The 19,894-nt window shown below is 67.2% G+C and carries 18 protein-coding genes and 1 tRNA gene; 13 read left to right on the top strand and 6 right to left on the bottom strand.

All coding sequences use genetic code 11. The features are described from left to right. Positions 1-21 precede the first annotated feature (21 nt). A complete protein-coding gene (locus AB4879_RS09835) occupies positions 22-846 on the top strand; it encodes a crotonase/enoyl-CoA hydratase family protein (protein WP_102806073.1) in 825 nt (274 codons plus the stop codon). Between the two features lie 3 nt (positions 847-849). Here the strand turns inward: AB4879_RS09835 and AB4879_RS09830 are convergent, their stop codons facing one another. From AB4879_RS09830 to AB4879_RS09820, 3 genes are all read right to left on the bottom strand, one after another. Beyond that, entirely contained in the window at positions 850-1,092 is a 243-nt protein-coding gene (locus tag AB4879_RS09830) for a hypothetical protein (RefSeq protein ID WP_083121823.1), read from the bottom strand. 271 nt (positions 1,093-1,363) lie between these two features. Further along, positions 1,364-1,450 (bottom strand) — tRNA-Ser (locus AB4879_RS09825). Between the two features lie 17 nt (positions 1,451-1,467). Continuing rightward, complete coding sequence (locus AB4879_RS09820; RefSeq protein WP_102806071.1) at positions 1,468-1,980, bottom strand: MarR family winged helix-turn-helix transcriptional regulator; 513 nt, start codon at positions 1,978-1,980, stop codon at positions 1,468-1,470. Between the two features lie 64 nt (positions 1,981-2,044). On the opposite strand from AB4879_RS09820, the gene AB4879_RS09815 reads away from it, so the two are divergent. After that, a complete protein-coding gene (locus tag AB4879_RS09815; protein WP_370507432.1) occupies positions 2,045-3,028 on the top strand; it encodes an NAD(P)H-quinone oxidoreductase in 984 nt (327 codons plus the stop codon). Between the two features lie 12 nt (positions 3,029-3,040). Here the strand turns inward: AB4879_RS09815 and AB4879_RS09810 are convergent, their stop codons facing one another. Next, entirely contained in the window at positions 3,041-4,237 is a 1,197-nt protein-coding gene (locus AB4879_RS09810; RefSeq protein WP_370507431.1) for a cysteine desulfurase-like protein, read from the bottom strand. Positions 4,238-4,346: 109 nt separating this feature from the next. Here AB4879_RS09810 and AB4879_RS09805 point away from each other — a divergent pair, with 109 nt between their 5' ends. From AB4879_RS09805 to AB4879_RS09780, 6 genes are read left to right on the top strand one after another with little or no spacing between them, the layout of a single operon-like run. Then, positions 4,347-6,329: a DUF6541 family protein gene (locus tag AB4879_RS09805; protein ID WP_370507430.1), complete on the top strand. Its 1,983-nt coding sequence runs from the start codon at positions 4,347-4,349 to the stop codon at positions 6,327-6,329. Positions 6,330-6,357: 28 nt separating this feature from the next. Continuing rightward, on the top strand, positions 6,358-6,867 hold the full coding sequence (locus tag AB4879_RS09800) for a bacterial proteasome activator family protein (RefSeq protein WP_102806067.1): 510 nt from the start codon (positions 6,358-6,360) through the stop codon (positions 6,865-6,867). Between the two features lie 11 nt (positions 6,868-6,878). Further along, positions 6,879-7,703, top strand: a complete 825-nt coding sequence (locus AB4879_RS09795) for an ABC transporter ATP-binding protein (RefSeq protein WP_083121829.1) — start codon at positions 6,879-6,881, stop codon at positions 7,701-7,703. Then, positions 7,700-8,614: a glycosyltransferase gene (locus AB4879_RS09790; RefSeq protein ID WP_370507429.1), complete on the top strand. Its 915-nt coding sequence runs from the start codon at positions 7,700-7,702 to the stop codon at positions 8,612-8,614. Before AB4879_RS09795 ends, AB4879_RS09790 begins: the two co-directional genes overlap by 4 nt. Beyond that, positions 8,611-9,441 carry an ABC transporter permease gene (locus tag AB4879_RS09785; RefSeq protein ID WP_370507428.1) on the top strand — a complete coding sequence of 277 codons (831 nt, stop codon included), beginning with the start codon at positions 8,611-8,613 and terminating at the stop codon, positions 9,439-9,441. The genes AB4879_RS09790 and AB4879_RS09785 overlap by 4 nt, the downstream gene beginning before the upstream one ends. A gap of 35 nt (positions 9,442-9,476) precedes the next feature. Next, positions 9,477-10,928 carry a DUF222 domain-containing protein gene (locus tag AB4879_RS09780; protein ID WP_370507427.1) on the top strand — a complete coding sequence of 484 codons (1,452 nt, stop codon included), beginning with the start codon at positions 9,477-9,479 and terminating at the stop codon, positions 10,926-10,928. Here AB4879_RS09780 and AB4879_RS09775 read toward each other — a convergent pair. Continuing rightward, positions 10,925-11,359, bottom strand: coding sequence for a pyridoxamine 5'-phosphate oxidase family protein (locus AB4879_RS09775; RefSeq protein WP_102806062.1), 435 nt, complete (start codon positions 11,357-11,359; stop codon positions 10,925-10,927). The two genes, AB4879_RS09780 and AB4879_RS09775, sit on opposite strands and share 4 nt — an antisense overlap. A 100-nt stretch (positions 11,360-11,459) precedes the next feature. Then, the gene (locus AB4879_RS09770) at positions 11,460-12,083 is read right to left on the bottom strand and encodes a metal-dependent phosphohydrolase (protein WP_370507426.1); all 624 of its coding nucleotides are present in this window, start codon (positions 12,081-12,083) and stop codon (positions 11,460-11,462) included. 107 nt (positions 12,084-12,190) lie between these two features. Here AB4879_RS09770 and AB4879_RS09765 point away from each other — a divergent pair, with 107 nt between their 5' ends. Genes AB4879_RS09765 through AB4879_RS09745 form a run of 5 tightly spaced genes read left to right on the top strand, consistent with a single transcriptional unit; the run spans position 12,191 to position 19,890 of the window. Continuing rightward, the gene (locus tag AB4879_RS09765) at positions 12,191-12,556 is read left to right on the top strand and encodes a GtrA family protein (RefSeq protein WP_102806146.1); all 366 of its coding nucleotides are present in this window, start codon (positions 12,191-12,193) and stop codon (positions 12,554-12,556) included. A gap of 27 nt (positions 12,557-12,583) precedes the next feature. Next, positions 12,584-13,993 carry an FAD-binding oxidoreductase gene (locus tag AB4879_RS09760; protein WP_102806061.1) on the top strand — a complete coding sequence of 470 codons (1,410 nt, stop codon included), beginning with the start codon at positions 12,584-12,586 and terminating at the stop codon, positions 13,991-13,993. Between the two features lie 19 nt (positions 13,994-14,012). Then, a complete protein-coding gene (locus tag AB4879_RS09755) occupies positions 14,013-14,792 on the top strand; it encodes a decaprenylphospho-beta-D-erythro-pentofuranosid-2-ulose 2-reductase (protein ID WP_102806060.1) in 780 nt (259 codons plus the stop codon). Positions 14,793-14,836: 44 nt separating this feature from the next. Further along, positions 14,837-16,648: a galactan 5-O-arabinofuranosyltransferase gene (locus tag AB4879_RS09750; RefSeq protein ID WP_370507482.1), complete on the top strand. Its 1,812-nt coding sequence runs from the start codon at positions 14,837-14,839 to the stop codon at positions 16,646-16,648. Between the two features lie 2 nt (positions 16,649-16,650). Beyond that, entirely contained in the window at positions 16,651-19,890 is a 3,240-nt protein-coding gene (locus tag AB4879_RS09745; RefSeq protein ID WP_370507425.1) for an arabinosyltransferase domain-containing protein, read from the top strand. The last annotated feature ends 4 nt before the right edge of the window (positions 19,891-19,894 follow it).

The following is a 19,894-nucleotide window of genomic DNA, read 5'->3' as shown; positions in this document are numbered from 1 at the left end:
AGGCGTCGTAGCCTTCAGAGCATGAGCCAGCAGTATGAATCCCTCACCGTCGAGGTCAAGGACCACGTTGCCCAGGTCACGCTGATCGGCCCGGGCAAAGGAAACGCCATGGGCCCGGCGTTCTGGACAGAGATGCCGGTGGCCTTCGGTGAGCTCGACGCAGATCCCGACGTGCGGGCGATCGTGCTGACCGGCTCCGGCCGGAATTTCAGCTACGGCCTGGACCTGGTCGCGATGGGCGACACCATCGGCGGTGCGATGTCCGGAGAGGTGTCGGCCCGGCCTCGCGTCGAGTTCCACGGCAAGCTCAAGCGCATGCAGCAATCGATCACCGCCGTGGCCGACTGCCGCACCCCGACGATCGCCGCCATCCACGGCTGGTGCATCGGTGGCGGAGTCGACCTCATCAGTGCGGTGGACGTCCGCTACGCCAGCGCCGACGCCAAGTTCTCGGTGCGCGAGGTCAAGCTCTCCATCGTCGCCGACGTGGGCAGCCTCGCCCGGCTGCCGTACATCCTGTCCGACGGGCATCTTCGCGAATTGGCGTTGACAGGCAAGGACATTGACGCCGCGCGCGCCGAGAAGATCGGTCTGGTCAACGACGTCTACCCGGACCCCGAGGCCACGCTGGCCGCGGCGCACGAGACGGCCGCCGAGATCGCGGCGAATTCGCCACTGGTTGTGCACGGCATCAAAGACGTCCTCGATGAACAGCGCACCGCCGACGTGGCGGCCAGCCTGCGCTACGTCGCGGCCTGGAATTCGGCGTTCCTGCCGTCCAAGGACCTCAACGAGGGCATCGCGGCGATGTTCGCCAAGCGCAAGCCGGAGTTCACCGGCGAATAGCCGTTACTTGCCGGCCTTGATCGCCGGCACCGCTTTGGTGACCTCCAGGGCCGTCGGCTCGTCGGTGGGCTGCGTCGTCGTGGTCGCACCCATGTTCATGGCGGCAACGGCGGGCGAGGAGTAGGCGGGGAACTTTGTCTCGTCGCCGGAGTCGGCCGTGTGGGTCAGAGATGCTGGCGCGGGATGGGTGAGCCCGAACAGGCCGAGGACCGCGATGGCACCGCCGCCGACGACAGTACCCAGCAACCTCTTATCCAGAGCCAAGCTTTTCCGAAGCTTTCGAGGGGAGGACATATTGACCAGCACCTTTCACGACTTTTCGGACCGACACCGTCACTCCGGGCGGCTCCGCAAGAAGGGTCCGGCTACCTATTGGGCGCCTTACATCCTTTGTATGCCCGCCAGCCGGTGCAATGCACGCGTCTCAAGCTGATCCACAGAAGTCCTGAGCCAGCCCCACAGGTGACCAAGGGCGAAATGCCAGGATTCAGATGGGCACCAACCGGCGCCCACGCAGCGGTGGCGGAGGGATTTGAACCCCCGGACGGTGTTAGCCGTCTCTCGCTTTCAAGGCGAGTGCATTAGGCCGCTCTGCCACGCCACCGCCGACAAGACTAGCGGTTAGACGCGGCCGACCCTCGTCGAGTTGCCGCCGTCCTTCAAGGCGGCACTGATCCGGCGGCAGTTCTCCCCCATCGCCGCCATCTGCGGCCGAGACAACGGCGTCAGGAAGTTCTCCCGGACTCCCTTGGCGTACGTCAGCATCGCGTCTTCGACGACCTCACGGCCGAGGTCGGTGATGCTCGCCAACACTCCGCGACCGTCGTCGGGGCTCGCCTCACGGCGCACGAGTCCCGCGGTCTCCAGCCGGCGAATCTGACGGGTCACCCGACTCGGCAACGACATCAGCTGTTCGGCCAGATCACCCATCCGAGCCGCGCCGGTCTCCGAGTTGTCCAGAATTTCCAACAGCCGGACGTCGACCAAGCTCAATTTGTGCTTGTCGACGAGCCCCCGATTCAGTGTTCCGTACAGACGCAGTGCAGCGTCGAGGAAGTTCTGCCAAGACCTCTCCTCGGCTATATCCAACCCCGGCATCTCACTAGCGGTCCGCCCCGCAATCATCCCTCCCATTGCGCAATCGTAAGCGACACAGCGCCGTACGAGGCCGAAATGACTCGGGAGTAACCTGACGCCCATGTTGGCCATCGTCGCTGAATCGTCCGACCGTCTGACCTGGCGCGAAGTCCCTGATGTGTCGCCCGGACAGGGCGAAGTCCTGATCCGGGTGAACACCGCGGGGGTGAACCGGGCCGACCTCCTGCAAGCGGCAGGGAACTATCCGCCACCTCCGGGCGCCAGCAACATCCTCGGCCTCGAGGTGTCCGGCGTCGTCGCGAAGGTGGGCGAAGGTGTGACGGGATGGACTGTCGGACAAGATGTTTGCGCACTCTTGGCCGGAGGCGGTTACGCCGAGTACGTCGCGGTGCCGGCCGGCCAGGTGATGCCCGTTCCCGTCGGGATTTCGCTGCCCGACGCGGCCGCGCTTCCGGAGGTCGCCTGCACGGTGTGGTCCAACATCGCCATGACGGCGCGACTTACCGAGGGCGACCTATTGCTCATCCACGGCGGCGCAAGCGGGATCGGCACCCACGCCATCCAGGTCGCCACCGCCCTGGGCAATCGGGTGGCGGTGACGGCGGGTTCGCGCTCGAAGCTCGATCTGTGCCGCGAACTTGGGGCCGACGTCCTAATCCCTTACCGCGACGAGGATTTCGTCGCGTGCGTCAATAATGCCACTGATGGGCGCGGGGCGGACGTCATCCTCGACATCATGGGTGCGGCATACCTCGATCGCAACCTCGACGCGTTGGCACCCGACGGCCGGATGACCATCATCGGCATGCAGGGCGGCATCAAAGCGGAATTCAACATCGCCAAAGCGGTCGCCAAGCGGCTGCACGTGATCGGTACGTCGTTGCGCGGCCGGCCCGTCGACGGACCGCACGGAAAGAAGGCCATTGTCGAGGAGGTGGTGGCCTCGGTATGGCCGATGATCGCCGACGGCCGGGTCCGGCCCATCATCGGAGCGCGCTTCCCCATCGCCGAGGCCGCCGAAGCGCACCGGGTGCTGGCCAGTGGCGAGACGTTCGGGAAAGTGTTGCTCACCGTCACCGAGTGACGTGAGCCGAATTCAGCCCAGCGACGCGAGCGCCCGCACCAGCTGGTCGACTTCGCCCATCGTCGAGTAGTGCGCCAACCCGACAGTGACCGCACCGCCGATGTCGTTGACGCCGATCAGGTCGAGCACCCGGGAATTGGCGTTGCACACAGCCAGAATTCCGTTGTCCGCCAGCCGCTGGACCACCCGCTCGGCAGGCACCCCGGTGACCGCGAAGCTGACGACCGGGATGTGCGCCTCCGGGCGGCCGATCACCATCACCAGGGGCAGCGATCGCAGCGAGCCCATCAAGTAGTCGAAGAGTCCGCTGAGGTACGACCCAGCGGATTGCATTGAGAGAGCAAGCCTTTCGCGTCGGCTACCCCGCGCCGACTCATCGAGTCCGGCCAGGTATTCGATGCTCGCGACCACTCCGGCCAGCAAGCCGTACTGGTGGCCGCCGAGTTCGAGTCGTTCCGGTCCGCTGGCGTACGGGTTCATCGACACCGAGCCGAAACTGTCGATGAGCGACGGGTTGCGGAATACCAGCGCGCCGATCGGCGGTCCGCCCCACGCCGGTGCGTTGAGCGCGACGACGTCGGCTTCGGTCTCGTCGAGATCCATCAACTGATACGGCGCCGCGGCCGAATGGTCCACGACCACCAACCCGCTGACGTCATGCACGAGCTTGGTGACGGCACTCACGTCGGTGATCGTGCCCAGGGTCGAGGACGCCGACGTCATGGCCACCAATCTGGTGGGCGGGGTGATCAGGCTCTCCCACTGCCACGACGGCAGCTCACCGGTCTCGATGTCGACTTCGGCCCACTTGACCTTGGCTCCGTACCGGTTGGCCGCACGCAGCCACGGCGCGATGTTGGCCTCGTCGTCGAGCCGGCTGACCACCACCTCGTAGCCGATCCCGGCACGCGAGGACGACGCGTCGGCCAGCGACGTCAGCAGGATCGAGCGATCGGCGCCGAGCACCACCCCGCTCGGGTCACCGTTGACCAGGTCGGCCACCGCCTGGCGGGCGGCGTCCAGAACAGCGACGCTGCGCCGGGCCGCCGGATGCGGGCTGGCCGTGTTGGGCACCGAACCGCGAAACGCCGTCGACACCGTGGTCGCCACCGACTCGGGGATCAGCATCCCGGCCTGGGCGTCGAAGCGCATCCACCCGTCGCCCAATGCTGGGTGCAGACCACGCACCCGGGCGACGTCGTATGCCATGAGCCCACCTTAGAGCGTCGGTGATTGCGCTATTGAGACAGCGATGGCGCCTGCGGTCCTCGCCGGTGGGCGATAAGGGCAGGTTCACCTGGCCAGCCATACTAGTCCAGTGAGCTTCGGGTTCGGAGTCCTGATCGCGGTCTTGTTGCTGATCCTGCCGGGTGCAGTGGTGGCGCTGGCCGGGCGGCTGCGCTGGTACGTCGCACTCGGCGTGGGGCCGGTGCTGACGTACGGCGTTGTGGGCCTGGCCATCATCCCGTTCGGCGCGATCGGCATCGGCTGGAACGCCTGGACGGCGCTGCTGGCACTGGCCGTTGTGACGGCGGCCGTGTTCGGTTTGCGGATTCTGCTCGCCCGGTACCGCGCCGCAGCCCCCACCGCCGACGACGTGTCACTGTGGCCCGCGCTGACCGTGGCCGCCGGGGTGATCCTGGGCGCGCTGCTGATCGGCATCGCCGCCTGGCGGGGCATGCCCTACTGGCAGTCCATCCCGAGCAACTGGGACTCCGTCTGGCACGCCAACACCATCCGCTGGATCCTCGACACCGGTCAGGCGTCGTCGACCCACATGGGCGAACTGCGCAACGTCGAAACCCACGCGGCGCTCTACTACCCCTCGGTCTTCCATGCGCTGGGCGCCGTGCTGGCCCAGCTGACCGGCGCAGCCCCGACCACCGCGTACACGCTGAGCTCGCTGGCCGCGGCGGTCTGGTTGTTCCCGCTCAGCGCGGGACTGTTGACCTGGCAGCTGCTGCGGTCCCGCGGCACCTCGCAATGGCGCACCGCCGGTGCGGCAGCCACCGCGGCCGCGCTCGCCGCGTCGTTCACCTCGGTGCCCTACGTCGAGTTCGACACCGCCTCGATGCCGAACATGGCGGCCTACGGCGTCGCCATACCCGCGTTCGTGCTGATCGCGTCGTGTCTGCGCAACCGCGACCGCATCCCGATGGCGGTGATCGCGCTGGTCGGCGTCTTCTCGGTGCACATCACCGGCGGGGTCGTGGTGGTCACGTTCGTGGTGGCGTGGTGGCTGCTGGACGCGTTGTGGCGGCCGGCGCTGGGCCGGGCACGCGACTTCCTCACCCTGGTGGTCATCGCCGTGCCCACTCTGGCGGTGCTGCTACCGCAGTTCCTCGGCGTGCTGCAGCAGGCCGAGGTCATCGCCGGGCATGCATTCCTGACCCACCTGGGCCGCAAACGGACACTGTTCAACGCGATCGTCCAGCACACCCGGCACCTGAACGACTTCCCGATCCAGAACGCCATCGTCGCGCTGGCCGCAGCCGGCTTCGTGCTGCTGCTGACCAAGCGGATCTGGTGGCCGGCGGCGGTCTGGCTGGTGCTGATCGTGTCGATCGTGCATTCCGGCGCGCCGTTCGGCGGCCCGCTCGGCACGATCGTCGGCAAGTACAGCGACCTGTTCTACAGCGACCCCAGGCGGCTGTCCGCGGTGGTGACGCTGCTGTTGACACCGATGGCCGGGATCGCGCTCTATTCGCTGGCGTTGCTGCTGGTGGCCGGCGCCCGCCGGGTGACCCGACGCTGGGCCGCCGCCCGGGAGCCCGACCGCGGGTTCTGGATCGGCGCGACCGCGGTGCTGCTGGTGGCCGTCAGCGTCGGGCTGGCCTGGCACTACTTCCCGCGACACCGATACCTGATGGGCGAGAAGTACGACCGGGTGATCATCGACGACAAGGATCTGCAGGCTTTTGCCTATCTGGCGACCCTGCCCGGCGCCCGCGACACCCTGATCGGCGACGCGAACGTCGACGGCACGGCGTGGATGTACGCGGTGGCCGGCCTGCATCCGCTGTGGACCCACTACGACTACCCGGTGCAGCAGGGTCCGGGCTATCACCGCTTCATCTTCTGGGCCTACGCCGACGACGCCGACCACGATCCGCGGATCGCCGAGGCGGTCAAGGCACTGAACATCCGCTACGTGTTGACGAGCGCACCGGTGGTTCGCGGGTTCGTCATGCCCGACGGACTAGTGTCACTAGACAAGTCCAAGTCGTGGACGAAGATCTACGACAACGGCGAGGCCCGCATCTACGAATGGCGCGGATCTGCACCGCAGGACACCCGGTAACAATGGGCGACGAGGGAATGCTCACTCCATGACGACGAACACAGACGACGACAACATCGAGATCATCACCGGTGCCGACCAGGGCGACGGCGACGCCGACGGGCGCTCCGTGACCGACCTGGTGGAGCAGCCGGCCAAGGTGATGCGCATCGGCACGATGATCAAGCAGCTGCTCGAAGAGGTGCGCGCCGCACCGCTGGACGACGCCAGCCGCACCCGGCTACGTGAAATCCACGCGACCTCGATCCGCGAGCTCGAAGACGGCCTGGCCCCCGAGTTACGCGACGAGCTCGAGCGGCTGGCGTTGCCGTTCACCGAGGACAGCATCCCGTCCGACGCCGAACTGCGGATCGCGCAGGCGCAGCTGGTCGGCTGGCTCGAGGGCCTGTTCCACGGAATCCAGACCGCGCTGTTCGCCCAGCAGATGGCGGCGCGCGCGCAGCTGGAGCACATGCGCGGCCAGGGTGCGTTGCCGCCCGGCATCGGACAGCCCGGCCCGCCCGGAGCCCCCGGTCACGGCACCGGGCAGTACCTCTAGCCGAGACCCCGGTGCCTGCCGACGACCCCTACATCGAAACCCGTGACGCCTGGGTTGAGTTTCCGATCTTCGACGCCAAGACGCGGTCGCTGAAGAAGACCTTCCTCGGCGCCGCCGGCGGCGCGATCGGGCGCAACACCGAGAACGTCGTGGTGATCGAGGCCCTGCGAGACATCACGCTGTCGCTGAAGATGGGCGACCGCGTCGGCCTCGTCGGCCACAACGGCGCGGGCAAATCCACGCTGCTGCGGTTGCTGTCCGGGATCTACGAACCGACCCGTGGGTCGGCCACGGTCCGCGGCCGGGTCGCGCCGGTGTTCGACCTCGGCGTCGGGATGGATCCGGAGATCTCCGGCTTCGAGAACATCATCATCCGCGGCCTGTTCCTGGGGCAGACCCGCAAGCAGATGATGGCCAAGGTCGACGAGATCGCCGACTTCACCGAACTCGGTGAATACCTCTCGATGCCGCTGCGCACCTACTCCACCGGCATGCGGGTGCGACTGGCCATGGGCGTGGTCACCAGCATCGATCCCGAGATCCTGCTGCTCGACGAGGGCATCGGCGCGGTGGACGCGGACTTCCTGAAGAAGGCGCAGACACGGCTGCAGAAGCTGGTCGAGCGTTCCGGAATCCTGGTGTTCGCCAGCCATTCCAACGAGTTCCTGGCGCGGCTGTGCAAGACCGCGATGTGGATCGACCACGGCACCATCAAAATGTCCGGCGGCATCGAAGACGTCGTGCGGGCTTATGAGGGCGAGGACGCGGCCCGGCATGTGCGGGAAGTGTTGGACGAGCACAAGTCCGATTGGTCCGACGGGGTCGCCACCCCGTGACCGACCTGGTGTGCGCCGTCGTCGTCACTCATCGCCGCCTCGACGAACTCGCCAAATCGCTGGGTGTGTTGACCACCCAGACCCGGATGGTCGACCACCTGATCGTCGTCGACAACGACGACGACGAGCGGGTGCGCGACCTCGTCGCCGGGCAGCCCGTGCCGACCACCTATCTGGGGTCCCGCCGAAACCTCGGCGGCGCAGGAGGATTCGCGTTGGGCATGCTGCATGCGCTGTCGCTGGGTGCGGACTGGGTGTGGCTGGCCGACGACGACGGGCGGCCGATGGACGGCGAGGTGCTGGCCAGATTGCTGGCCTGTGCACAGCGCCACGGTTTGGCCGAGGTCTCGCCGATGGTCTGCGACATGGACCATCCCGACCGCTTCGCCTTCCCCGTGCGGCAGGGCCTGGTGTGGCGTCGCCACACCGCCGAACTGGGCAGCCACGATTTACTCCCGGGGTATGCATCACTGTTCAACGGAGCGTTGTTTCGCGCCGAAACCCTGATGGCCGTGGGCATGCCGGACATCCGCTTGTTCATCCGAGGCGACGAGGTCGACGTGCACCGTCGACTGGTGTTGTCGGGCTTGCCGTTCGGCACCTGCCTGGATGCGACCTACCTGCATCCGTACGGCAGTGACGAGTTCAAGCCGATCCTCGGGGGCAAGATGCACACCCAATATCCGGACGATCCGACCAAGCGGTACTTCACCTATCGCAACCGCGGCTACCTGCAGGCGCAGCGCGGTATGCGCAAGCTGGTACCGCAGGAGTGGGTGCGCTTCGGATGGTTCTTCTTGGTCCAGCGCCGCGACCCGAAAGGCTTCGCCGAATGGATTCGGTTGCGGCGCTTGGGTAGGCACGAAAGGTTCTTCCGGGGCGAGCGAAGCGACGGGAAAGGAACAAGATGACGATCGTCGACGCCGCCGCGCAGTCGAAGACCTTCGCCCGCGCGTGGGGCGATCTGCTCGACGGGTTCCGCAAGCGCGAACTGTGGCTGCACCTCGGCTGGCAGGACATCAAGCAGAAGTACCGCCGCTCGGTGCTCGGCCCGTTCTGGATCACGATCGCGACCGGCACCACCGCGGTCGCGATGGGTGGGTTGTACTCACAGCTGTTCCACCTCAAGCTGTCCGAGCACCTGCCGTATGTGACGCTCGGCCTGATCATCTGGAACATGATCAACGCCGCGATCCTCGAGGGCGCCGATGTGTTCATCGCCAACGAGGGGCTGATCAAGCAGCTGCCGACACCGCTGAGCGTGCACGTCTACCGGCTGGTGTGGCGGCAGATGATCCTGTTCGGGCACAACATCGTCATCTACGTGGTGATCGCGATCATCTTCCCGAAACCGTGGTCCTGGGCGGACTTGTCGGCGATCCCGGCGCTGCTGTTGATCATGCTGAACTGCGTGTGGGTGTCGTTCTGCTTCGGCATCCTGGCCACCCGCTACCGCGACATCGGCCCGCTGCTGTTCTCGATCGTGCAGCTGCTGTTCTTCATGACGCCGATCATCTGGAACGACAACACACTGCAGCAGCAGGGCGCCGGCCGCTGGGCCAAGATCATCGAACTCAATCCGCTGCTGCACTACCTCGACATCCTGCGCGCCCCCCTGTTGGGTGCCGACCAGCACCTTCGGCACTGGGCCGTCGTGATCGGATTGACGCTGCTCGGCTGGCTGCTCGCGGCGTTCGCCCTGCGGCAGTACCGGGCGCGGGTTCCGTACTGGGTGTAGCAAACCTGTCATAGCCATCTGGCACACTCGAACACATGTTCGATACCCGCCAGGCGCATGATGCGGCGGTGGTGGGGGCCATCGTCGAGTTCGCGCGCGCCGAGAATCAGGACGCGGCCCGGCGCCTGGCCTGGATCGGGGAGCTGGTGGCGCGGCGCTGCGCTGATGACGAGCGCGCGCATTGGGCCTGCGATGAGTGGGATGCCGCCGCGGCCGAAGTGTCGGCGGCGCTGGGGATCACGACGGGTCGGGCCTCGGGTGAAATGTTGATGGCGACCTCGCTACGGCATCGGCTGCCGCGAGTGACCGAACTGTTCCTGGCCGGAGTGTTGAGCTACCGCGTGTGTGAGGCGATCACCGACCGCACCGACCTGATCCGCGACCGCGCGGCCTTGACGTTGGTGGACAAGGCGATCGCCGAGGACGCGGCGACCTGGGGTGCGCTGTCGACGCTGAAGCTGCAACGCGCGATCGACTACTGGGTGGATCGCTACGACCCGGGTGCCGTGCGACGGGTGCGGTCGCGGGTACGCGATCGCGACATCGTGATCACCGTCGATACCGCAGCCGGGACCGCCGAGATCACCGGACAGCTCTCGGCCACCGATGGCGAGATCGTCCGACGCCGGTTGACCCGTATCGCCTACTCGGTGTGTGACGACGACCCCCGCACCATCGCCCAGCGCCGCGCCGATGCCCTGGGCGCGCTGGGCGCCGGAGCCGACCGGTTGGCCTGCCTGTGCGAGAACCCCGAGTGCCCCGCCGCCGACGACGACGCCCGCGCCACCAGCGTGGTGGTGCACGTCGTCACCGACGCCGATGGGGTCGACGCCCAACCCGATCCGGCCATCCACGGCGAAAAACCCGCTGAACCTCAGCCCGCGCCAGGCCTGCAGGCACCTCGTGGAGTGCTGAGCGGCAACCGGGGCATCGTCCCCGCGCCGCTGTTGGCCGAACTCATCAGGTCCGGGGCCAGGGTCCGCCATCTGCGCCGCCCGAAGGACGAGCCCGAGCCGCACTACCGGCCTTCCACCGCGCTCGACGAGTGGGTGCGGATGCGGGATATGACCTGCCGATTCCCGAATTGCGATGTGGCCGCCGAATACTGCGACATCGACCACACCACGGCATGGCCGTTCGGCCCCACCCACCCGTCGAACCTGGCTTGTCTGTGCCGAAAGCACCACTTGCTCAAGACGTTCTACGCCGGCTGGTCCGACCGTCAGCACCCGGACGGCACGATCACCTGGACCTCCCCCACCGGCCGCACCTACACCACGCGGCCCGGCAGCCGCCTGCTCATGCCCACATGGAACACCACCACCGCGAAGCTGCCGTCGCCGAAAAGCGAACCCCCACCCCCCATCGGCATCATGATGCCCACCCGACGACACACCCGGGCCGCCCAACGCGCTTACCGCATCACCGGTGAACGCGCACTGAACGACGCCCGTGTCGCCGAACGCAACCGGCCACCGCCGTTCTAACCGGGATACGACCCGCGGTCCGGCTCCGGCCCGAACACAAAGCGCCTGCCGGACACTTCACTTGGGGTGATCCGCACAAAGCGCAACTTTTCGGTCGCGATCCACGGCAACAGCTGTGCGCGCTCGGCCTCATGGATGTCATCGGCCGCGGTGAGCACCCGCGCGGTACCGCGGATGATGACGCTCCAGCCATCCGAGACAGTGTGGTCGTCGACTTCGAAGAGCACCTTCTCGTTCATCACCGTGCTGAAAAGCTTGGTGCCCTCGGCCGTCCGGAACAGCACCGTGTGGTTCTGCGTCACGAAGTTGACGGGGAAGATCTCCAGCTGATCGCCGATCTGCGTCACCAGGCGTCCCAGCGCAGCGCTCTTCAGACGATCCCAACTCTCATGGTCGCTGAGTACCACGATCGGATCCTGTTCGACTGTCATGGGCAGATCTTCCGCCGCGAACCGGCCACGCCCATAGGGTCGAACGGCCTTCGGTGAAGGTCAGGCGTCACTACCAGTGCTGATGAAGCCGCTCAACCCGTCAGCCCGTCAGCGCCGCCAGCTCGGCCCGCAGATTGCCCTGGGCCGACGACTCCCATTCGCGCCGGGCGTACTCGGTGCGGAAGACACCCGGCCCGCCCAGCAGCGCCACCAGAACCTGCACCCGACCCCGACGGAACACCTCGCTGGGCACGTGGCTGTACTCGGCCTGAATCGCCGCGGTGTTGCGCTCGTAGCGGTCCCTCGGCGCGGCCAGCGCCGCCAGGTCGGCATCGGAGAGCACCTCGCCGTTGTGATCGCCCGGAGCGGGATCGTGCGTGATGGTCAGCCGAATCAGGCGAGCCACCTCGTCGACCAGTTGCGGCTGCACGCCCAGGCGGGAGAGGTCCTGCTCGGCGAGCTGGGCGCTGCGTTCCTCGTCGTCGGGAAGGCCGGCGTAGACCGCGTCGTGGTACCACGCCGCGAGCCGCACAGCGTCCGGATCGTCGGCGAATTCGGCCAGCTCCTCGACGTGGCCGAGGATGTCCCGCAAGTGCTCGACGGAGTGGTAGCGGCGGTGGGCTTCGGACCAGGACGCCACCAAGTCACGGCCCACCTCGGCTACGGCCGGGTCATCGGTATACCGGGACAGCAGTGCCGCCCACGACTCAAGCAGATCCTGCACACCACCATGGTGCACCGCCCACCGACAGGGAAGCGACCCAGGTAAATCAGTAAGCTTCCGGCGTGGCCGAATCAGCCCCGACGGCGCCCCTGAGCCTCAAGACCCAGATGGTGCGCTTCATCGTCACCGGCGGGCTGTCGGCCATCGTCGACTTCGGGCTCTACGTGCTGTTCCTCACGCTCGGCCTGCAGGTCAATGTGGCCAAGACGCTGAGCTTCATCGCCGGCACGACCACGGCCTACCTGATCAACCGCCGGTGGACCTTCCAGGCGCCGCCGAGCACGGCCCGCTTCATCGCCGTGGTCGTCCTCTACGCCCTCACCTATGCAGTACAGGTGGGCATCAACTACCTGTTCTATCTGAAGTTCGCCGGCCATTCCTGGCAGGTCCCGGTGGCCTTCGTCATCGCGCAGGGCACCGCCACAGTCATCAACTTCGTGGTCCAGCGAGCGGTGATATTCCGGTTGAAGTAGGGGGGCCGGGTAACCTTTGGCACTGATATGGCTACCGCACTTCCCCTCACGCCGCGTTCCCTGACCGGATTCGGCCGAACTGCGCCGAGCGTGGCCCAGGTGCTCTCCACTCCCGACGTGGAGGTGATCGCCGACGCCGTCCGCCGGGTCGCCGACGCCGATTCCGCCAGCCCGTCGTACCTGCGCCGCGGGATCGTGGCACGCGGCCTCGGTCGCTCGTATGGAGACCAAGCGTGCAACGGCGGCGGAATCATCGTCGACATGACCCGGCTGAACCGGATCCATTCGCTGTCCGCCGACACCGCGGTGGCCGACGTGGACGCCGGGGTGAGCCTGGATCAGCTGATGAAGGCCGCGCTGCCGTTCGGACTGTGGGTGCCGGTGCTGCCAGGCACCCGCCAGGTCACCGTGGGCGGCGCAATCGGATCCGACATCCATGGCAAGAATCACCACAGCGCAGGCAGTTTCGGCAACCACGTGCTGTCGCTGGACCTGCTGATGGCCGACGGCGAGGTTCACACGCTGGCGCCAACGGGCGGCTCAGACGAAGACACCGCTCTGTTCTGGGCCACCGTTGGTGGAAATGGCTTGACAGGCATCGTGATTCGCGCGCGCATCGCGATGACCCGTACCGAGACGGCGTACTTCATCGCCGACGGAATCGCCACCGCCGATCTCGACGAGACGGTTGCGGTCCACCAGGACGGCAGCGAAGCCAATTACACCTACTCGAGCGCCTGGTTCGATCTGATCAATCCGCCGCCGAAGCTGGGACGCGCCGCGGTCAGCCGTGGCAGCCTGGCCCGGCTGGACCAACTGCCGGACAAACTGGCGAAGAACCCGCTGCAGTTCACCGCACCCAAACTTCCTGCGGTGCCGAACGTTTTCCCGGTCAGCGTGATGAACAAGCTCTCACTGAGCCTCGTCGGCGAAGCGTTCTACCGGGTCAGCGGCAACTACCAGAACAAGATCGTCAATCTGACGCAGTTCTACCACATGCTGGACATCACGACCGGGTGGCAATATGCCTACGGCCCAGCCGGTTTCGCGCAGCATCAGTTCCTGGTGCCGCCGGACGCGCTGGACGAATTCAAGGACATCATCCGGTGGATACAAACCCAGGGCCACTACTCGGCCCTGAATGTGTTCAAGCTCTTCGGTCCCGGCAACCCGGCGCCACTGAGCTTTCCGATGGCCGGCTGGAACGTGGCCATGGACTTCCCGAACAATCCCGGTGTCAACGGATTCCTCAACGAGCTCGACGATCGGGTGATGAAATTCGGCGGACGCGTTTACACCGCCAAGGACTCACGGGTGAGCGCCGAAAAGTTCCATCGCATGTATCCGCGGATCGACGAGTGGATTGCACTGCGCCGCAAGGCCGATCCGGACGGCGTGTTCGCCTCCGACATGGCCCGCCGACTCGAACTGCTGTAGAAAGGCATCCCCCACAGACATGATCGACGCCACTGGCAATCCGCAAACCATCCTGCTGCTGGGCGGAACCTCCGAGATCGGCCTCGCCATCTGCACGCGCTATCTGCGCAACGCCAAGGCCCGGATCATCCTGGCCGATCTGCCGAACGCCCCCAAGCGTGACGCCGCCATCGCCCAGCTGGAAGCCGCAGGCGCCAGCTCGGTCGAGTACCTCGACTTCGACGCACTGGACACCAAAAGTCATCCGGACGTCATCGAAAAGGCCTGGGCAAACGGCGATGTCGACGTGGCGATCGTCGCGTTCGGCATCCTCGGCGACGCCGAGGAACTCTGGCAGAACCAGTCGAAGGCGGTCTTGAGCGCCCAGATCAACTACACCGCGGCCGTCTCGGTGGGGGTGTTGATCGGTGACAAGATGCGCGCCCAGGGTTTCGGCCAGATCATCGCCATGTCCTCGGTGGCCGGGGAACGGGTGCGCCGCAACAACTTCGTCTACGGCTCCACCAAGGCCGGCCTGGACGGCTTCTACCTCGGTCTCGGAGAGGCCTTGCAAGAGTATGGGGTTCACGTCCTCGTCATCCGTCCCGGCCAGGTGCGCACCACCACCACGCTGGAGCACTGGAAGGCCACCGGCGCCAAGGAAGCACCGTTCACGGTGAACGCCGAGGATGTCGCCGAACTGGCCGTCACCTCCGCGGCCAAGGGCAAGACCCTGGTGTGGGCGCCCGGCCAGGTGCGGGTGCTGATGTCCGTGATCCGGCACATCCCGCGCCCCATTTTCCGCAAGCTGCCGATCTAGCAGGCCGCCCGGTGACCAAGGGCGCGCTGGCCACCGTCGGCCAGATGGCTGCGGCAGTCGTTGCAGCCGTGACCGTTTCGACCATCGCGCTGATCGCGATCTCTAGGGTGCAGTGGCCGGCCTTCCCGTCGTCCAACCAACTGCACGCGCTGACCACCGTCGGGCAGGTGGGGTGCCTGGTCCTGCTGCTGGGTACCGGATTCGTCTGGCGCAAGGGATATGAGTGGGCTGCCCGCATCGGCGCGGCGGTGTTCCTGTCGGCGTTCACGGTGGTCACCCTCGGCATGCCACTCGGCGCGACCCGCCTCTATCTGTTCGGCATCTCCGTCGACCAACAGTTCCGCACCGAGTATCTGACCCGGCTCACGCAGAGCCCCGCACTGCACGACATGACCTATATCGGTCTGCCGCCGTTCTATCCGCCAGGCTGGTTCTGGCTGGGCGGGCGCGTCGCCACCCTGACCGGGACTCCAGGCTGGGAGATCCTGAAGCCGTGGGCGATCGTCTCGATCGCGATCGCCGTCGTGCTCGCGATGACGTTGTGGTCGGCCATGATTCGGTTCGAGTACGCACTGATCGTCACCGTCGCCACCACCGCGGTGACCCTGGCCTACAGCTCCCCGGAGCCCTACGCCGCGATCATCACCGTCCTCATCCCGCCGGTCCTGGTGCTCGCGTGGTCGGGACTGCGCGGCAAGACCCGACAGGGCGGCTGGGCGGCCGTCGTCGGCGTCGGGGTGTTCCTCGGCGTCTCGGCCACCTTCTACACCCTGCTCGTCGGCTACACCGCGTTCACGGTCGTGGTGATGGGACTGATCGTGGCGATCGCGCGGCGCAACGCCGAACCGCTGCTGCGGCTGGCGGTCGCCGGCGTCATCGCGCTGGCCATCGCCGCGATCACCTGGCTGCCGTTCCTGCTGCAAGCCGTCCGGCATCCGCTCAGCGACACCGGCAGCGCCCAGCACTACCTGCCCGCCGACGGCGCGGTCCTCACCTTCCCGATGCTGCAGTTCTCGCTGCTGGGCGCGCTGTGCATGCTCGGAACGCTGTGGCTGGTATGGCGGGCGCGCTCGTCCACGAGAGCAGCCGCACTCGGGATCGGTGTGCTGACCGTCTACGTGTGGTCGATGCTGTCGATGCTGACCACACTGCTCGGCACCACCCTGCTGTCGTTCCGGCTGCAACCCACCCTGACCGTTCTGCTGTCGGCAGCCGGGGTGTTCGGCTTCATCGACGTGACGCTCGCGATCGCCGCACGGACCAACCGCACGGTCATCGGAGCCGCCGCGGCCATCGGGCTGATCGGGGCCGTCGGCTTCAGCCAGGACATCCCCGACGTGCTGCGCCCCGATCTGACCGTCGCCTACACCGACACCGACGGCTACGGCCAGCGCGGTGACCGGCGGCCACCCGGAGCCGAGAAGTACTACGCCGAAGTCGACGCCGCCATCACCAAGATCACCGGTCGGCCCCGCCAGGAGACCGTTGTGCTGACCGCCGACTACAGCTTCCTGTCCTACTACCCGTACTACGGGTTCCAGGGCCTGACATCGCATTACGCCAACCCGCTCGCCGAGTTCGACAAGCGGGCGGCGGCCATCGAATCCTGGGCCGAGTTGAAGACCGCCGACCAGCTGGCCCACGCGCTCGACACACTGCCGTGGCGGCCCCCGACGGTGTTCCTGATGCGCCGCGGCGCCAATGACACCTACACCCTGCGGCTGGCGCAGGATGTCTACCCCAACCAGCCCAATGTGCGGCGCTACACCGTCGACTTCGACGTCAGTCTCTTCAACGGACCGCACTTCACCGTCAAGACGATCGGACCCTTCGTCGTGGCCATCCGGAATCCGTAGCGATGGCCGTCCCGGACCGCCAATTAATATCTAGCTCCGTGAACGAGACGCGGGCGAAGTACCGGACCGCCCGTCTTGTCGCTGTCATCGCAGGTCTGTTGGGCGCCGGACTGGCGATCCTCACCCCGCTGCTGCCGGTCAAGCAAACCACCGCAGAGCTGAACTGGCCGCAGAATGGCGTGCTGAACAGCGTCACCGCGCCGCTGATCAGCTATGTGGCAACCGACTTGACCATCGACGTGCCGTGTCGCGCGGCCGCCGGGCTCAACAGTCCCGACAAGACGGTGTTGCTGTCCACGGTGCCCAAGCAGGCACCCAAGGCCGTCGACCGCGGGCTGCTGATCCAACGCGCCAACGACGACCTCGTGGTCGTGGTCCGCAACACCCCCGTCGTCGTCGCCCCGATGAGCCAGGTGCTCAGCCCGGCCTGTCAGAAGCTGACGTTCACGGCGCACGCCGACCGGGTGACCGCCGAGTTCGTCGGTCTCACCCAGGGGGCCGACAGCACCGCTCCCGGCAAGCCGCTCGCCGGCGAACGCAGCGGCTACGACTTCCGGCCCCAGATCGTCGGCGTCTTCACCGATCTGACCGGACCGGCACCGCCCGGGCTGAGTCTTCACGCCACCATCGACACCCGGTACAGCAGCGCACCGACCGCGCTGAAGATGGCCGCGATGGTGCTCGGCGTGGTGCTGACGATCGTCGCGCTCGGCGCGCTGCACGTCATGGATCGCGCCGACGGGGTCCGGCAGCGGCGGTTCCTGCCGTCGCGCTGGTGGTCGGTGAGTCCGCTGGACGGATTGGTGCTGGTGGTCCTGGTCTGGTGGCACTTCGTCGGCGCCAACACCTCTGACGACGGCTACATCCTGACCATGGCCCGGGTGTCCGAGCACGCCGGATACATGGCCAACTACTACCGCTGGTTCGGCACCCCGGAGGCGCCGTTCGGCTGGTACTACGACTTGCTGGCGCTGTGGGCGCACGTCTCGGCATCCAGCGTGTGGATGCGGCTGCCGACGCTCGGCATGGCGTTGGTGTGCTGGTGGCTGATCAGCCGCGAGGTGATCCCCCGGCTCGGCCACGCCGTCAAGTCCAGCCGCGCCGCCGTCTGGACCGCGGCCGGCATGTTCCTGGCGTTCTGGCTGCCGCTGAACAACGGCCTGCGGCCCGAGCCGATCATCGCGCTGGGCATCCTGCTGACGTGGTGTTCGGTCGAGCGTGGGGTGGCCACCAGCCGGCTGCTTCCGGTCGCGTTCGCCTGCATCATCGGGGCGCTGACGTTGTTCTCCGGCCCGACCGGAATCGCGTCGATCGGTGCGTTGCTCGTGGCGATCGGTCCGCTGCGCACGATCCTGCACCGACGCGCCCGCCAGTTCGGGCTGCTGCCCCTGCTCGCACCGATCCTGGCAGCCGGGACAGTCACGCTCATCCTGATCTTCCGCGATCAAACCCTGATCGGCGAGGTTCAGGCCAACATGCTCAAGTCGGCCGTCGGCCCCAGTTTGAGCTGGTTCGACGAACACATCCGGTACGAGCGGCTGTTCATGGCCAGCCCCGACGGTTCGGTGGCGCGGCGGTTCGCGGTGCTGGCGCTGCTCGTAGCACTGGCGGTGTCGGTGGCGATGATCCTGCGTCGCGGGCACATCCCCGGAACCGCGGCCGGCCCCAGCAGGCGCATCATCGGGATCACGATCATCTCGTTCCTGGCGATGATGTTCACCCCGACGAAGTGGACGCACCACTTCGGGGTGTTCGCCGGGCTGGCCGGTTCACTGGGTGCGCTGGCCGCGGTCGCGGTCACCGCGCATGTCTTGCGATCCCGAAGAAACCGGGCGATCTTCGCCGCCGCGGTCCTGTTCATCACCGCGCTGTCGTTCGCCAGTGTCAACGGCTGGTGGTATGTCTCGAACTTCGGTGTGCCGTGGTCGAACCAGTTCCCGGAATGGCACTTCGGTTTCACCACGATGCTGCTCGGCCTGACCGTACTCGCCCTGCTGGTGGCCGCCTGGTTCCACTTCTCCGGCCGCGACACCGGCGGCCCCGCGCGCACCCGGTGGTGGTCGCGCTTCGTCGGCTCGCCGCTGGCCACGATGGCCTGGCTGCTGGTGGTCTTCGAGGTGCTGTCGCTGACGCTGGGAATGACCGAGCAGTGGCCGGCGTGGTCGGTCGGCCGCTCGAATCTGCAGGCACTGACGGGCAAGAACTGCGGGCTGGCCGACGATGTCCTGGTCGAAGAGGACCCGAACGCCGGGACACTGGCCCCGATCGTCGGAGTATCGGTGGGCGACGCGCTCGCCGCGACGACGGCACAGGGCTTCACCCCCAACGGAATCCCCGCCGACGTGTCGGCGGACCCGGTGCTGGAGCCGCCCGGCGGCGGCAGCTTCGTCGACAGCGACGGGCTGGTCACCGGCAGCGAGGCCGGCACCGAAGGCGGCACCACGGTCGCGGCCGGCGTCAACGGATCCCGCGCCCGGCTGCCCTACGGCCTTGACCCCGCCCGCACACCCGTGATGGGCAGCTGGCGCGCCGGCGTGCAACAACCCGCCGTACTGCGCTCGGCCTGGTACCAGCTGCCCGCCGACTGGTCCGCTTCCCCATTGCTCGTCGTCGCGGCCGCGGGCCGATTCGACCAGGACGAGGTCCAGGTGCAGTGGGCGACCGACCAACAGGCCGCCGAAGGCAAGTCGGGCGGCTCTGTGCTGTTCGGCGACGTCGGCGCCGCACCGGCGTGGCGCAACCTGCGCGCCCCGTTGGCCGCGATCCCGCGCGACGCCACCCGCATCCGTCTCGTCGCCACCGACGACGACCTCGCGCCCCAGCACTGGATCGCGATCACCCCACCGCGCATCCCCAAGCTGCGCAGCCTGCAGGATGTGGTCGGGTCGCAGGACCCTGTGCTGCTGGATTGGCTTGTCGGACTGGCGTTCCCGTGCCAGCGGCCGTTCGCGCACCGGTACGGCGTCATCGAACCGCCGAAGTGGCGGATCCTGCCGGACCGGTTCGGCGCCGAGGCCAACTCGCCGGTGATGGACAACATCGGCGGCGGGCCGCTCGGCATCAGCGAACTGCTGTACCGCGCGGTCACGGTGCCGAGCTATCTGCGCGACGACTGGTTCCGCGACTGGGGCGCCCTACAGCGGCTCAACCCGTTCTATCCCGACGCCCAGCCGGCCCGCCTCGATCTCGGCACCGCCACCCGCGGCGGGCTGTGGAGCCCGGCGCCGCTGCGACCTACCTAACATT

The organism is Mycobacterium sp. SA01 (genome assembly GCF_041287105.1).
Taxonomy (GTDB): domain Bacteria; phylum Actinomycetota; class Actinomycetes; order Mycobacteriales; family Mycobacteriaceae; genus Mycobacterium.
The sequence above is the reverse complement of the archived record's forward strand: the minus strand, read 5'-3'. Positions and strand labels throughout refer to the sequence as shown.

Bases quoted from the DNA above. Each gene is read 5' to 3' on its own strand.
- AB4879_RS09750 (WP_370507482.1), top strand. From the start codon at position 14,837: ATGGCTGCGGCAGTCGTTGCAGCCGTGACCGTTTCGACCATCGCGCTG.
- AB4879_RS09835 (WP_102806073.1), top strand. From the start codon at position 22: ATGAGCCAGCAGTATGAATCCCTCACCGTCGAGGTCAAGGACCACGTT.
- AB4879_RS09810 (WP_370507431.1), bottom strand. From the start codon at position 4,237: ATGGCATACGACGTCGCCCGGGTGCGTGGTCTGCACCCAGCATTGGGC.
- AB4879_RS09745 (WP_370507425.1), top strand. From the start codon at position 16,651: ATGGCCGTCCCGGACCGCCAATTAATATCTAGCTCCGTGAACGAGACG.
- AB4879_RS09820 (WP_102806071.1), bottom strand. From the start codon at position 1,980: ATGGGAGGGATGATTGCGGGGCGGACCGCTAGTGAGATGCCGGGGTTG.
- AB4879_RS09755 (WP_102806060.1), top strand. From the start codon at position 14,013: ATGATCGACGCCACTGGCAATCCGCAAACCATCCTGCTGCTGGGCGGA.
- AB4879_RS09760 (WP_102806061.1), top strand. From the start codon at position 12,584: ATGGCTACCGCACTTCCCCTCACGCCGCGTTCCCTGACCGGATTCGGC.
- AB4879_RS09775 (WP_102806062.1), bottom strand. From the start codon at position 11,359: ATGACAGTCGAACAGGATCCGATCGTGGTACTCAGCGACCATGAGAGT.
- AB4879_RS09800 (WP_102806067.1), top strand. From the start codon at position 6,358: ATGACGACGAACACAGACGACGACAACATCGAGATCATCACCGGTGCC.
- AB4879_RS09780 (WP_370507427.1), top strand. From the start codon at position 9,477: ATGTTCGATACCCGCCAGGCGCATGATGCGGCGGTGGTGGGGGCCATC.
- AB4879_RS09815 (WP_370507432.1), top strand. From the start codon at position 2,045: ATGTTGGCCATCGTCGCTGAATCGTCCGACCGTCTGACCTGGCGCGAA.
- AB4879_RS09785 (WP_370507428.1), top strand. From the start codon at position 8,611: ATGACGATCGTCGACGCCGCCGCGCAGTCGAAGACCTTCGCCCGCGCG.
- AB4879_RS09765 (WP_102806146.1), top strand. From the start codon at position 12,191: ATGGTGCGCTTCATCGTCACCGGCGGGCTGTCGGCCATCGTCGACTTC.